Source organism: Yoonia sp. I 8.24, assembly GCF_022096995.1.
Lineage (GTDB): Bacteria > Pseudomonadota > Alphaproteobacteria > Rhodobacterales > Rhodobacteraceae > Yoonia.
On record NZ_JACXGQ010000002.1, the window covers coordinates 296,132 to 309,318 of the forward strand.

General features: G+C 56.6%; 13 protein-coding genes and 1 tRNA gene. 1 reads left to right on the plus strand and 13 read right to left on the minus strand.

Annotated elements, in window-relative coordinates; genetic code table 11:
* Position 1 precedes the first annotated feature (1 nt).
* A tRNA-Met gene (locus Yoon_RS04435) sits at positions 2 to 78 on the minus strand.
* A 157-nt stretch (positions 79 to 235) separates the two neighbouring features.
* Here Yoon_RS04435 and uraH point away from each other — a divergent pair.
* Positions 236 to 580, plus strand: a complete 345-nt coding sequence (gene uraH, locus Yoon_RS04440; protein ID WP_238110511.1) for a hydroxyisourate hydrolase — start codon at positions 236 to 238, stop codon at positions 578 to 580.
* Here the strand turns inward: uraH and Yoon_RS04445 are convergent.
* The 12 genes from Yoon_RS04445 to xsc form a co-directional block, all read right to left on the minus strand.
* Positions 577 to 1,536: an aldose epimerase family protein gene (locus tag Yoon_RS04445; RefSeq protein ID WP_238110513.1), complete on the minus strand. Its 960-nt coding sequence runs from the start codon at positions 1,534 to 1,536 to the stop codon at positions 577 to 579. The genes uraH and Yoon_RS04445 overlap by 4 nt on opposite strands.
* A complete protein-coding gene (locus tag Yoon_RS04450) occupies positions 1,536 to 2,360 on the minus strand; it encodes an SMP-30/gluconolactonase/LRE family protein (protein WP_238110515.1) in 825 nt (274 codons plus the stop codon). Before Yoon_RS04450 ends, Yoon_RS04445 begins: the two co-directional genes overlap by 1 nt.
* On the minus strand, positions 2,357 to 3,277 hold the full coding sequence (locus tag Yoon_RS04455) for a 2-dehydro-3-deoxygalactonokinase (RefSeq protein WP_238110517.1): 921 nt from the start codon (positions 3,275 to 3,277) through the stop codon (positions 2,357 to 2,359). Before Yoon_RS04455 ends, Yoon_RS04450 begins: the two co-directional genes overlap by 4 nt.
* A gap of 69 nt (positions 3,278 to 3,346) precedes the next feature.
* Positions 3,347 to 4,219, minus strand: a complete 873-nt coding sequence (locus tag Yoon_RS04460; RefSeq protein ID WP_238110519.1) for a DmsC/YnfH family molybdoenzyme membrane anchor subunit — start codon at positions 4,217 to 4,219, stop codon at positions 3,347 to 3,349.
* Positions 4,219 to 4,968 carry a 4Fe-4S dicluster domain-containing protein gene (locus tag Yoon_RS04465; RefSeq protein WP_238110521.1) on the minus strand — a complete coding sequence of 250 codons (750 nt, stop codon included), beginning with the start codon at positions 4,966 to 4,968 and terminating at the stop codon, positions 4,219 to 4,221. Before Yoon_RS04465 ends, Yoon_RS04460 begins: the two co-directional genes overlap by 1 nt.
* Complete coding sequence (locus Yoon_RS04470; RefSeq protein WP_238110522.1) at positions 4,965 to 5,114, minus strand: hypothetical protein; 150 nt, start codon at positions 5,112 to 5,114, stop codon at positions 4,965 to 4,967. Before Yoon_RS04470 ends, Yoon_RS04465 begins: the two co-directional genes overlap by 4 nt.
* Complete coding sequence (locus Yoon_RS04475) at positions 5,111 to 5,731, minus strand: DUF6882 domain-containing protein (RefSeq protein WP_238110524.1); 621 nt, start codon at positions 5,729 to 5,731, stop codon at positions 5,111 to 5,113. Before Yoon_RS04475 ends, Yoon_RS04470 begins: the two co-directional genes overlap by 4 nt.
* Positions 5,728 to 8,535, minus strand: coding sequence for a molybdopterin oxidoreductase family protein (locus tag Yoon_RS04480; protein WP_238110526.1), 2,808 nt, complete (start codon positions 8,533 to 8,535; stop codon positions 5,728 to 5,730). Before Yoon_RS04480 ends, Yoon_RS04475 begins: the two co-directional genes overlap by 4 nt.
* A gap of 5 nt (positions 8,536 to 8,540) precedes the next feature.
* The gene (locus Yoon_RS04485; RefSeq protein WP_238110528.1) at positions 8,541 to 9,599 is read right to left on the minus strand and encodes an acetate/propionate family kinase; all 1,059 of its coding nucleotides are present in this window, start codon (positions 9,597 to 9,599) and stop codon (positions 8,541 to 8,543) included.
* Positions 9,596 to 10,531 carry a phosphate acyltransferase gene (locus Yoon_RS04490; protein ID WP_238110530.1) on the minus strand — a complete coding sequence of 312 codons (936 nt, stop codon included), beginning with the start codon at positions 10,529 to 10,531 and terminating at the stop codon, positions 9,596 to 9,598. The genes Yoon_RS04485 and Yoon_RS04490 overlap by 4 nt, the downstream gene beginning before the upstream one ends.
* 13 nt (positions 10,532 to 10,544) lie before the next feature.
* Positions 10,545 to 11,288 (minus strand): TSUP family transporter, encoded by a 744-nt coding sequence (locus Yoon_RS04495; RefSeq protein ID WP_238110531.1) that lies wholly within the window; start codon positions 11,286 to 11,288, stop codon positions 10,545 to 10,547.
* 3 nt (positions 11,289 to 11,291) lie between these two features.
* Entirely contained in the window at positions 11,292 to 13,064 is a 1,773-nt protein-coding gene (gene xsc / locus Yoon_RS04500) for a sulfoacetaldehyde acetyltransferase (RefSeq protein ID WP_238110532.1), read from the minus strand.
* Positions 13,065 to 13,187 lie beyond the last annotated feature (123 nt).

Here is a 13,187-nt window from a genome sequence, read left to right on the forward strand (position 1 = left end):
GTGGTGGCGTGGGGGAGACTTGAACTCCCGACCTATCGATTATGAGTCGATCGCTCTAACCAACTGAGCTACCGCGCCTGATCACGAAGGACCGATTACGCAATGGCGCGCAGGGTGTCAAACCGATTCTGGGCGGTTTTTCGGGTTTTCTGATATCCTTGCCACTTCGCATGAAAACCGCGTGACAATCTGGGTTGGTTTTTGCACCATCGGGTGCAGCAACAAGGGGCGCGCGATGACCGGATTTTTAACAACACATGTGCTTGATACGGCCAGCGGGCTGCCTGCTGCGGGGATGACCGTTGATTTGTTTCGGCTGGACGGGGGCACGCGTGACCATCTGATCACCATGGTCACAAATGATGACGGGCGTACAGATGGCCCGATCTTACCCGCTGATGCATTTGCGATCGGAAAATATGAATTGCTGTTTCAGGCAGGTGCCTATTTTGCGCGCGATGAAAACATCAGTTTTCTAGATGAAATCCCGATCCGCTTTGGCATCAATGACCCTGCCTCACACTACCATGTGCCGCTTTTGGTTTCGCCCTTCAGCTTTTCGACCTATCGCGGCAGTTAAGCTGTGAATGTCCAACGTGATGTCTGGCGGTAAGGCGCATCTGGCGTCACCGCAATGCTTGGAAATCCGCGATGGTTCGGCGCGTCTGGCCAGTGCTGCGGCTCAATTGCGAGCCCCTCGTAGGTCGTTTTGCCGGGCCTGCTTGCACCACGTCCATCGTAGACCTGAATGCCAGGCGCAGTCGTTGCCACCGACATCGCGACACCGCTTTCACCGGTAAGTATCAACATGTCTTGCAGTTTCGCGGCATTTGAGAGGCAGAAATTATGGTCGAGCGCCGGGGCGTCTTTCTCAACGACCCGCGCGGCCTGAAAATCCATATCGGTGCCATTGACGTCACAAATCTCTCCGGTTGGGGCGCTTGCGGTATCGGTGGGCAAATATCGATCCGCGGCGATTTGGAGCGTGTGGCCTTCCCAAGTTTCGCGCCTATCAAGGTTCCAATAGCTGTGATTGGCAAAATTCATCAAAGTTTTAGCGTCGGTGGTTCCGGTAATGTCCAGCGTCAGGCTTGCAGGCGCAGCCACAGTAAATGTCGCGGTTATCTGGCGGCGTCCGGGTAGGCCGTTTACCCCGTCAGCCAGATCAAGTGTCAGTGTCACGCTGTTCTCGCTTTGCTGGCTGACAGCCCAGATTTGGCGGTGCGTCCCGTCGCTGCCCGAATGCAGGTGTCCTGCGCCGTCGTTGCGCTCAAGCTCGTACATCATCCCATCAAGGCGCACGCGCCCATTGCTGATCCGGTTCGCGATAGGGCCCACAAGTGCGCCGTGATAGCCCATGCTAGTTTCATAGTCGGACAGTTCATCCGAGCCAAGGGTCAGCCCATGATCCACACCGTCCAGCCGCACGTCTTGCACAATCGCACCCAGCGTGAGGATGCTGACCTGTAAGCCGCCCGCGCGCAGCGTGACTTTTTCGACGGGATCGCCGCGTCTTGTTGTCCCAAAATGCGCCATCACAGGATCACCCGGTGTTCTGCTTGGCCGCGTATATCTGTCGTGACTTGAAAAGTCTTTCCGTGATCGGCCCCTTCGGTCAATCCGACTGCAGCAGAGGTACAGAACAGAATATTACGATCTGCGCCACCAAAGGCTGGGCAGGTGGTTTGCGTCGCGGGAAAATCGTAGGCTTTCAAAAATCTGCCATCTGCGGTGTAGCCGGCGATCCGGCCCAGCCCCCATTGCGCGTTCCACATATTGCCGTTCTGATCGATGACAGCGCCATCGGGGCGTTCATCCGTGCCGCGCAGATCAAGATAGACGGTCGGCGCTGCATTTGGCCAGCCGTCGGCGTCCAAGCTGACTTGCATGACCAATTGCGTCGGCGTGTCGGTGAAATAGGCGGTCTTGCCATCCGGGGCAAAACAGATCGCGTTTGAAATCGTGATCGGCGCGAGAATTTGGCGCAGCTCGCCCTTATAATAGCGGTAGATCGCGCCTGCACCGTCGTCGGCGTTGATCCCCATCGTCCCAATCCAGAAACCACCCTGTGGGTCGGCGCGCCCGTCGTTTGACCGTGTGATCGGGTTGTCAGCTTCTAGCGGGCAAATTTCAACATGTGCGCCGGTGGTTATGTCAAACTGTAGCAACGCCGTGGCTGAGGCGATCATCAGCGTGTCGCTATCGATCCAACCTGCGGCACTGACAAACGTATCAAAATCCCAATGCTGGCCCTTGGTGTGCAGACGGTTATTAAGAATATCGAACCAAAAGAATTGATTGCGGGTAGGGTGCCAAAGCGGGCCTTCACCAAGTTGGCATTTCGTGTCGTCAAAAATCATTGTCTAGATCCCTCAATGCCATCACTTTTGTGCGCGCGGTAGGCGGCGGTCAGCCCGGCAAGGGTAATCGCGGTGCCATTGACTTGGGTTGCTGGGGCCGATTGTGCGGCTAAAGCGTCAACATAAAGTTTCGAAAGACCACCCGCGCCGATCACGGCAATCTGCTGACCCAGCCAATAGGGCTTCGCTGCGGCCAATTCGGCTCCGATTAATAGCCCCGAAAGCCGCGCGCGTGCTGCGTCATTGCCCAGCCCATCAAGCAACCCTTGTGCGCGCAGTGAAAACAGCTGCGCGGCGATCCGTTCCGGGCGGGCCATCCCATCGGACAGCCCGCTATCAAAGGCAGCTTGATCCCAATCGTTGCTGGTCACGGAATGGCGCAGCACCGTGTGCTTGCCAATTACTTCAAACAATTCCCCGGTCATGAAGGTTTGGAAACTGACGATTTCATCGGCGCTGATATGGACCCATTTCGTATGGGTGCCGGGCAGGCAGATCACACCGTCCCAACCGGGGTTGCGGGCCAAAAAACCAGCGATCTGGGTCTCTTCGCCGCGCATGACATCGGCAGGGGACGCTTGCTTTACGCCGGGAATGATATGGACGGAGAGGTCAGGGTTTTGTGTCGGCGCTGTAACGAGGTTGCCACCCATCGCAGCGCAGGGAACGGCGGCGTAGGGGGCTTCGATCCAGCCTTGTTTTGCGCCGACCATGCCGCAGGCCATCACCGTGGTTGGGCCGTCGATCCACTCGCTTGCGACCTCAAGCAAAGTGGGTTCAAATTCTGTTGGCGTCAGCCGCCCCATGCCTTTGTCGCTGGACCCTTCAGCCAATACCGTACCAGAACCAGACATGGCCCAAGCGCGCATATTGCTGGTACCCCAATCAACGGCGATCCAATCGGCTTTGATGGTCATGCTTTGCCCTCCCTGATGTGTTGCATGGGTGGTAGAACATGGGGGCATGAAGTTAAAGCGCGGTTTGCATCAGCGCTGCCCGTAGTACAGCCCGACCACATGTTCGGCCTGTGCAAAAAATAACCAACGCAGGGTAAGGACGCCCGCAACATGGCTGAGCACAGCGAGCGCGGCAAAGATATGGCTGAACGGGATCAAGAGTAGAATGATCGGCATGATAAACCCAAGGACCAATGCGATCGCTTGCAGTTTTTGCGCATGTTTGCGGCCAACAACATAGATGAATTCACGCATCAGGTAATTGGTCCCAGTATGTGGCGGCTCAAACGCGCGCACGGTGCCAATGTCGCCAAGTCCAGTTGCAGTTTGCATATCAGTTCCAGACTGCGCAAACCGTTTGTCCCCAGTATACCATGCAAAAAGCTGCACGGCGGCCGCTACAATCAAAAGGACGACAGAGAGGGATACTTGACCTGCAAGCAAAGCCCCACCGCCAAGTGAGAGCAAAAGGAACAGCAGCGGCGTTGTCGGCTGGTGCCAACGCGGGACTGTTTTAAGCTGCGTGTAGATCATTGATGTCGTGAACACCGTGGCAAGTGCGCCCAATGCGCCGACCCAACCCAATATTGCAAACGGTGTGGCGGCAAAGACCAATCCGGCGCCATAAATCGCCATCACGATCAGGGTCACCACGGCGGCGATCCCTTCGCGGCTCAGCCAACTTGTTTTCCATTGGCTAAACGCCTTGAGCGCGCGTTCGGGGTGCCCAAGGTGGAATGTCGAGGCGAGCAACCCGCCGACAGCGCAAAGATAGGCAATGGCGAACCAGATGAACGCAGCAAAACCGGTGGGTGCGATCACCCCAAGCCCAAGCCAAAACAGCAGCCCAAAGCCGAGCCCTGAAAACGTCGTGAAGATGATAACGGAAGGTGCAGGATGCATTAGGACTTACCTCCGGGTAGGGCTGAGAGCGCACGGTCAAGCCAGGCTGCGAAACCTTGGCCGTCTTCTGCCACGGTTTCCAGCGGTGCGCAGGGGGTTGCCACGTCCTTGGGGCGCGGTGGTAGGTATTTGTTGACGGGCTTGGTGCCAAGTTCCGGCATCAGATCAAAGCCGCCGCGTTCTGCGACTAGCTTGGAAACATCGCTATCTTCGTCGCCCAAATCTCCGAAATGCCGCGCGCCTGCTGGGCAGGTCCGCACGCAGGCAGGTTCGCGGTCTTCTTCGGGGAGGTTTTCGTTGTAAATGCGATCAACGCAAAGCGTGCATTTCTTCATCACCCCCGCATCGGCATCCAATTCGCGTGCACCATACGGGCAGGCCCAAGCGCACAGCCCGCAGCCAATACAGTCACTTTCATTGACCAGAACGATCCCGTCTTCGACGCGTTTGTAACTGGCGCCGGTAGGGCAGACGGTGACGCAAGGCGCGTCTTCGCAGTGCAGGCAGGATTTTGGAAAATGGATCAGCTGCGCGGGGGCCTCTTCTGGCTGGACCTCAAAGGAATGCACGCGGTTGAGGAATGTCCCCGACGGATCGCCGCCATAAGGATCTTGATCAGACAGGGGCGCGCCGTAGTTTTCGGTGTTCCATCCTTTGCATGAAATCACGCAGGCATGGCAACCAACGCAAGTATCAAGGTCGATCACAAGCCCAAGTTTTTTGGCGGAGGGTGGAGGAAGTTGGGTCATAGCGTGGCCCTTTCGATCTGTGCTGGCGTAAGCTGGCCAATCGGTTGTTCTTTGGTGGCGTCCCACGTCGCGATGAACCAAATGAAGCTGCTGGTTGTCAGGGTGACAAATGCCGCGATAAGAATCAAAACCTTTAAGTTGCTCATTGCATTGGCTCCCACTCAAGCTGGTCGATTATGAAATAGTGATGGTTGAGATCGTTAACCTTTGCTCGGTATGTACCTTGGAATCCTGCTGTTTTGGCCGCGAGGTTTGTCAGATGCCATGTTTCATGTTCATTCACTAGCAAATGTCTGGCAGCGGTGATGTCCCACCCCTTTTTCTGCCCCCGTTCCTGTAGGCGGAGTGCAGCAACTGTCGATGCGTGAGGCATCCAGCTTTCGTCCATTTCCCAAGACCATAACCAAGAATGCGTTTTCTCGTTCCAGGAGCCAACAACGGCATAAGGGCCGCTTGCTTTGCGTCCGTCGGGGGCGGTTTTGATGAATAGGCCGTTTTCAGGGTCGATGTCCCATCGTCCAGTTTCGACACCAAAGTGAAAGTCATCGTACAGCTTTTTAGTCGTCTGTGAGATTTCAAAGCACGCGCTTTGAACTTCGTTGAGGAAGGTTTCATCCTCTACTTCATGTGGGGCGTTGCAGTCAGGGCAGATGCACCAAATGCCTTCGCCTTTATACTCACCCCAGTTACTGTCAGTGTTTTTTGTGGCCGAGGATGTCGACGATTTGGACCCGAACCAATTGACAGGATTCCAGCGGGTCATTTGCCAACCTTCCAACGTAACGACCTTGCGGCCTCAGGCACCGCCGATTTCATCGCTGGCATTTCGGGTTGGACTTCTTTGGGCGTGGCGGTCTTTTCGATCTTTACACGCAGATCAAACCACGCGGCTTGGCCTGTGATCGGGTCTGAGTTCGCCCAGCGTAGCCCGTCGCCTTTGGGGGGCATCAATTCGTGGATCAGGTGATTGAGCAAGAACCCTTTGGTGGCCTCGGGCGCGTCGTTGTCCAGCGCCCAAGCCCCTTTGCGTTTGCCAATCGCGTTCCACGTCCAGATTGTGTTTTCGTTCAGGCTGGCCTGATGCGCGACGGGCACGGTGATGGTGCCATGCGGGGATGTGACCTTGGCCCAATCGCCGTCTGCGAACCCGTTAGCCTCCCATATTTTGGTCGGCACATAAAGCGGGTTTACCCCGTGGATTTGGCGCAGCCACGCGTTCTGCGATCCCCATGAATGATACATCGCCATCGGGCGCTGGGTGAGCGCGTGGAGGGGGTATTCCTCGGCCGCGTCTTCCGCGGAGGGGTACCAAATTGGCAGCGGGTCCATCGTTTTTTGAACTTGCGCGCGCAGGTGCTCGGGGGGCTGGCGCAACCCGGTGCCTTCGGCAGCGGCTTGGAATTTGCGCATTGGTTCGACGTAAAGTTGGAAAATATAGGGTTGCACCACATCATAGCAGCCCATTTTCACGGCCCAATCCTGATAGCCCATGTTGAACGGCTTATAATAGGCGGCGTCTTCGGGCACATGGCTCAGCCAATAGCCGCCATTGTCGATGTAGTTTTGTAGTTGGTCAGGGTTCACATCACCGCGCCCATCGCCGCCATCACGGAAACCGGCAAGCGGGCCAATGCCGGGACGCCGGATGTGGTTGGTGATATAATCGGCGTAGTCTTTGTACTTCGCGCTGCCATCTTCATTCACAAACCCGGGCAGGTCCAGTCGCGCGCCAAGATCGCAAAGCACCGATTGGAACCCGCGCACATCGCGGTCAGGTGCGACCACGGGCCAGCGGATTGCGTCGGCGATGCCGTCTGCCTCGCAAATCGGACGGTCCAGCAAAGAAATGCAATCGTGGCGTTCCAGATAGGTTGTGTCCGGCAAAATCAGATCGGCATAGGCCACCATTTCTGATGAATAGGCATCTGAATAAATGATCCGTGGGATCACGTAATCGCCGTTCTCATCTGTGTCGGTCAGCATCTCATGCACGCCGCCGACATTCATCGATGAATTCCACGCCATATTGGCCATATACATGAACAGCGTGTCGATCTTATAGGGATCGCCCGCATGCGCATTGGAAATCACCATATGCATCAGCCCGTGGGCAGACATCGGGTTTTCCCAAGTATAGGCTTTGTCGATGCGTGCGGGATCGCCTGCCTCAGTCAGGCACAGATCCTCTGGTCCTTGGACATAGCCCAAATGGGGCCCATCAAGCGGCTGGCCCGGAGCAACCTTGCAGTGCGGTTTCGGGTGAGCTGTCGCAGGTTTGGGATAGGGCGGTTTGAACCGCATACCGCCCGGCGTTTCGACTGTGCCAAGGATGATCTGTAGCATGTGCAGCGCGCGGCAGGTTTGGAACCCGTTGGCATGCGCCGAAATCCCGCGCATTGCGTGGAATGACACAGGGCGGCCGATCATTTGCTTATGTTTTACGCCGCGAAAGTCTGTCCATGCGCGGTCCAGTGTGATGGCCTCGTCAAAAGCCACGCGCGCTAGATCAGCGGCGATCGCATGGATGCGCTGAGCAGAGATGCCGCAACGGTCGGCGACAGCTTCGGGGGCGTATTCATCAGACAGATAGCGTTCGGCCATCATGTGAAAGACCGCACGGTGGGTGACGCCGTGCGCGCGGTGACTGCCTGCGAGATCGGGATCAACGCCTTGCCCGTTCCACGGCGCGAGTTTGCCGGTGCGGCGGTCGATGACTTGCGGTTGCCCGTTTTTGTCGCGCAAGAAAAGCCCGTATTGTTCCGACTTCGGGTCTTGGTCGATCAGCACGGATGCATTTGTGAAGCGTGCGAGATAGTCCAGATCGACCTTACCCGCCTTCATCAAGCAATGCACAAGTGCCAGAATAAACAGCCCGTCTGTACCCGGTGTGATCCCAATCCAATCATCCGCGACCGCGTTATAGCCGGTGCGGATCGGGTTCACGCTCATCATGCGGGCACCACGTTCCTTGATCTTGCCAATGCCCATTTTAATCGGGTTGCTGTCGTGATCTTCGGCAACGCCAAACAGCATAAACAGTTTGGTATGATCCCAATCCGGTTGACCAAACTCCCAAAACGCGCCGCCCATCGTATAGATGCCGGCCGCAGCCATATTGACCGAACAAAACCCGCCGTGCGCAGCGTAATTGGGGGTGCCAAAGCCTTGCGCCCAAAAGCTGGTGAAGCTTTGCGATTGATCGCGCCCGGTAAAGAAGGCGAGCTTCTCAGGTGCTGTGTCGCGGATCGGTTTGAGCCAAGAGACAGCGGTTTCCAGCGCCTCTTCCCAGCTGATTTCTTCATATTCGCCTGACCCGCGCGGCCCAACCCGTTTGAGCGGCGCGCGCAATCGCGACGGCGCATTGTGCTGCATGATCCCGGCAGACCCTTTGGCACATAGGACCCCTTTGTTCACCGGGTGATCTTTGTTGCCTTCGATATAGGCGACCTTCCCATGCTTCATGTGTACATTTATGCCGCATCGGCAGGCGCACATGTAACAGGTCGTTTGACGGACCTCATCTGATACGGTCGGTGATGTATCAAGGTTGGGTTGGTCTTTTGGCATGTCGGCTAGTCCCCCATAAGTAATCGCGCGTCACGCGCGATCTGTTTTTCCTCGTCGGCTGCAATCACATGAACGGGCACCGCGCCAAAACAGGTAAGATGCGCCATGATTTTGTCGCGAATGGGTGCGGCGTTTTCGCCGATCCCCCCGGTGAACGCGACCGCGTCTAAACCGCCCATTGCGACAATAGCTGATCCGGCCTGACGTGCGGCCCAATAGCAAAAGTGATCTACTGCGAAACGTGCGGCGTCGTCATCGCGTTCCATCAAGGTCTTCATATTATTATCGCCAGCAAGGCCCTTTAGCCCGCTTTGCTTGTTCAGCAGCTTATCCGCGCCCGCGATGCCAAGCTTATCCGCGATCCGCAGCACCGCCGCGCCGTCGATTTCACCACAGCGGGTTCCCATTACAAGCCCAGACATCGGGGAGTAGCCCATTGAACTGGCGACGGATTGACCGCCTTTGATTGCGCAAAGACTGGCTCCATTCCCAAGATGGAGCGCCAACAAACGGTCTGGCAGGGCGGCGCCAAATTCATGCACCATGCTGGCATAAGATGACCCGTGAAACCCATAGCGTTGAATGCCCGCGTCAAACTGCGCGTCAGGGATGGCATAGCGGGTGGCAATATCGGGGTTGCTGGCATGAAACGCAGTGTCAAAGCTGACAAACTGCGGCAGATGAGGGTGGGACGCTGCGAGCGTCTCGATCCCGATCAGGTTCACCGGGTTATGGAGCGGCGCAAGCGGAATGCAGGCGCGGATTGCGTCTACGACCTGCGGTGTAACGCGCGCGGGTTCCGAAAAATATGTACCCCCATGCACAACGCGGTGTGCTACGGCTGTAATATCTGTGGTTTTATGACCTGCGGCATCAAGCGCGGCCATCATTTCGGCCAGCGCAGTTGCATGGTCGGGCGCGTCCACAGGTGATGCTTGCCCATCAAGTTTCAGAGTCGCATCCGCGCCAATGTCGCTGACGATCCCATCTGCGATCTGCGTCAGGTCAGGTTGAAACAGGCTGACCTTTAGCGATGATGACCCAGCGTTGATAACAAGGATCATGATGCCGCCGCCACGATTGCACCAAGAGCCGCTGAACAAATGCGCGCAGGTGCTTGCTGGCTGCGCGACGTCAATAGAACCGGCACCTTCAACCCCATGACCAACCCGCCTGCGCAGCAGCCCATGCCCAGCACCATCATTTTGAACAACGCGTTGCCGGATGTGATGTTGGGCGACAGCATAATGTCGGTGTCGCCCGACACATCGGATTCGTAGTTTTTTGCACGGGCGGCAGCGGCGCTGAAGATTAGATCAAGCGCCATTGGGCCTTGCACGGTGGCATTGGGAAATGCGTCCTTGGCCCAGGCTGCGATTTCGGCGGCTTCGACCGTGTTGGGGATGGATGGGATCGGGTCTTCGGTTGGGGAAAGAATGCCCGCTTTGACATTTGTATCACCCAAGATCTCTGCAAGCCGCACAGCATGTGCAAGGCAGGCTTTGCGGGTGTCGACGCTTGGGTTTACGTTTAATGCCGCGTCGGTCAGAAATAGTGGCCGCTCTGACCCGGCGCGCGTGATGTGAAATACATGACCGCATCGGGTCCCTTTTTCGCGCAGACCAGCGGCGGATGGCAGCAACCCCTTAAGAAAAGTTGAGGTGTGAATTTGCCCTTTCATGATGCTGTTCACCTCGCCGCTGCGGGCAAGATCGGCGGCGCGTCCAGCGGCGGTTTCATGCGGCGCATGTTCAATGCGGTAGCCGCTGATATCCCAGCCGATGTCATCTGCGGTCTGTTTGATTTTATCTATATCTCCGATCAAAACCGGGTCGGCGAGTCCCAGTTCTGCGGCCTCGCGGATACCTTGCAACGGGTTCACAGCCCCTGCATTCACCAGCGCTACTTTGGGGGCGGGCAGGGCTTGCGCCTTGGCAAGCAAGCCTGCGGGACAGGGCGCATTTTCAGGGGCCAGAAATGGAAAAGGAAGGGTCATTGGGAGGATGCCTTTATGTCAATAATGGCCGTAGTAGGCCAAGCGTCGACAAAATCAGCAAGAGAAAAACTGCAAAACGGCGAAAGCTTTCCGGGCTTGCCGATGTAAATTGCCGCCCGCCAAGCCAAACGCCCAGACCAAGTACCGGAAAAGCGAAGGCCAGCGCAGTGAAACTTTCCGGACCGATCAACCCACCGTGCCACATCAATGGGAGTGAGATGATATCAAGGCCAGTGAGATAGACGATCATTGTTGCGCGAAACCGCGGCGCAGGGATCGGTTGCGCGGTTAGAAACGTCGCCACGGGCAATCCACCGACGCCCGCGCTGTTGCAGATGCCGGACACAAGACCAACGACACCATGTCCCGCCATGCCAACGGATTTTCGCAGGGCGAACCCTACAAATAGGACAAGCGCGAGAACAAATATGATTCCAGATACCGCCATGCGCACTGTCGCGACATCAAATGCAATCATCACCTTGATCGCAAAGGGGAGGATGGCGCCAGCGCCAATCAGCAAAGGAAAAACCCGGCGCCAATCGACTTGCCCGCGAATGCCACGTGCCTGAAACGCAGTCATGGCGATTTCACTGGCAAAGACCACTGGGATCAACGGCAAAGGGTTGGTCACGAGGGCCGCGAAGGCAATGAAAATGGCTGAAAAGCCAAACCCTGAATAGCCGCGCACATAGGCGGCCCCCAACAATGCAATTGCAAGGGCCGCCGCTGTGGTAAGGTTGAGGTCAAATGGCAAAGCCTACCCGGATGCCATATCGTCCGAAGAAACGCCCGCGACGCGCACTGGTTTCTTCATTGCGTCGCGGCGGAAGGGTTCGCCCAGTTCTTGGTTCAAGATGACTTCGATCAACGTGGTTTCGTTGTTTTCCATCTGATCTTTGATCGCTTGGTTCAAGATTTCTGTCAGCTCATCCATCGTTTTGGCTTGCACGCCTTTGAGGCCACAGGCTTGGGCGATACCTGCATAAGACACTTTCATGTCCAGCTCGGTGCCAACAAAGTTGTCGTCGAACCAAAGGGTCGAGTTCCGCTTTTCCGCACCCCATTGGTAGTTGCGGAACACGATTTGCGTGATGGCGGGCCATTCGTCGCGGCCGATCGCTGTCAGTTCGTTCACGGAAATCCCAAACGCGCCGTCACCTGCAAAACCAATCACGGGCACATCTGGTTGGCCGATTTTTGCACCAACAATCGCGGGCAAACCGTAACCACAAGGACCGAACAGACCCGGCGCAAGATATTTGCGGCCCGTCGGGAAGGATGGGTAAGCGTTGCCGATGGCGCAGTTGTTGCCAATGTCAGAGCTGATGATCGCATTTTCTGGCATTGCGGCTTGGATCGCGCGCCATGCTTTGCGCGGGCTCATCCAATCGGGACGGGCGGCGCGCGCGCGTTCGTTCCATGTGGTGCCCGGATCATCCTGTTCATGGTCAAGGCTGGTCAGTTCTTGCGCCCATGCGGATTTCAGGTTGCCGATCAGGGCCTTGCGATCTGCGCGCCCTGCGTCACCCGCATCGTCAGAAAGCTGCGCCAAAATGCCGTTTGCGGCTTTGGCAGCATCAGCCACGATGCCTACGCTGACGGTTTTGGTCAGGCCAATGCGGTCAGGGTTGATGTCGACTTGAATAACTTTGGCGTCTTTGGGCCAGTAATCGATCCCGTAACCGGGCAGGGTCGAAAACGGGTTCAACCGGGTGCCAAGTGCTAGAACAACGTCAGCTTTGCTGATGAGCTCCATACCGGCCTTAGACCCGTTGTAGCCCAAAGGCCCTGCAAACAGCGGGTGCGTGCCGGGGAAGGCGTCATTGTGCTGATAACCAACACAAACAGGTGCATCGAGCCGCTCGGCCAGTGCCTTGGATGCGTCGATACCGCCTTCGGCAAGAACAACGCCCGCACCATTGAGGATCACAGGGAATTTTGCGTTGGACAGGAGTTCAGCTGCATTTGCGATGGCGGTTTCGCCGCCTGCGGGGCGTTCAAAGTCCACGATCATTGGCAGATCGATATCGACCACCTGGGTCCAGAAATCGCGCGGGATGTTGATTTGCGCAGGCGCAGAGGCGCGCTTTGCTTTCATGATCACACGGCTCAGAACTTCGGCGATACGTGTCGGGTCACGCACTTCTTCTTGGTAGGCGACCATATCTTCGAACAATTTCATTTGCTCGACTTCTTGAAAGCCGCCTTGACCGATGGTTTTGTTTGCAGCTTGCGGCGTCACCAGCAGCAGCGGCGTGTGGTTCCAATAGGCGGTTTTTACAGCAGTCACAAAGTTGGTAATGCCGGGGCCGTTTTGCGCGATCATCATCGACATTTCGCCAGTCACGCGGGAGTAGCCATCGGCCATCATCCCGGCTGATCCTTCATGCGCGCAATCCCAGAACATGATTCCCGCTTTGGGAAAGATATCCGAAATGGGCATCATTGCAGAGCCGATGATCCCAAAAGCATGTTGTATCCCGTGCATTTGCAGGGTTTTGACGAATGCTTCTTCGGTGGTCATTTTCATGGGGGTAGGTCCTTTAGGTTTTGGGCTTTGCGCGCGCGATATTCTTGCGCCACATTAGAAACTGGCCTTTCATTTCAGTAGGGCCAGTTGGTTTGGGTTCTTAGTGCCAAATTGGTGGCATCG

What these genes read in the sequence shown, in the direction of transcription:
- uraH (WP_238110511.1), top strand. Translation starts at nt 236, where the DNA reads ATGACCGGATTTTTAACAACACATGTGCTTGATACGGCCAGCGGGCTG.
- Yoon_RS04445 (WP_238110513.1), bottom strand. Translation starts at nt 1,536, where the DNA reads ATGGCGCATTTTGGGACAACAAGACGCGGCGATCCCGTCGAAAAAGTC.
- Yoon_RS04450 (WP_238110515.1), bottom strand. Translation starts at nt 2,360, where the DNA reads ATGATTTTTGACGACACGAAATGCCAACTTGGTGAAGGCCCGCTTTGG.
- Yoon_RS04455 (WP_238110517.1), bottom strand. Translation starts at nt 3,277, where the DNA reads ATGACCATCAAAGCCGATTGGATCGCCGTTGATTGGGGTACCAGCAAT.
- Yoon_RS04460 (WP_238110519.1), bottom strand. Translation starts at nt 4,219, where the DNA reads ATGCATCCTGCACCTTCCGTTATCATCTTCACGACGTTTTCAGGGCTC.
- Yoon_RS04465 (WP_238110521.1), bottom strand. Translation starts at nt 4,968, where the DNA reads ATGACCCAACTTCCTCCACCCTCCGCCAAAAAACTTGGGCTTGTGATC.
- Yoon_RS04470 (WP_238110522.1), bottom strand. Translation starts at nt 5,114, where the DNA reads ATGAGCAACTTAAAGGTTTTGATTCTTATCGCGGCATTTGTCACCCTG.
- Yoon_RS04475 (WP_238110524.1), bottom strand. Translation starts at nt 5,731, where the DNA reads ATGACCCGCTGGAATCCTGTCAATTGGTTCGGGTCCAAATCGTCGACA.
- Yoon_RS04480 (WP_238110526.1), bottom strand. Translation starts at nt 8,535, where the DNA reads ATGCCAAAAGACCAACCCAACCTTGATACATCACCGACCGTATCAGAT.
- Yoon_RS04485 (WP_238110528.1), bottom strand. Translation starts at nt 9,599, where the DNA reads ATGATCCTTGTTATCAACGCTGGGTCATCATCGCTAAAGGTCAGCCTG.
- Yoon_RS04490 (WP_238110530.1), bottom strand. Translation starts at nt 10,531, where the DNA reads ATGACCCTTCCTTTTCCATTTCTGGCCCCTGAAAATGCGCCCTGTCCC.
- xsc (WP_238110532.1), bottom strand. Translation starts at nt 13,064, where the DNA reads ATGAAAATGACCACCGAAGAAGCATTCGTCAAAACCCTGCAAATGCAC.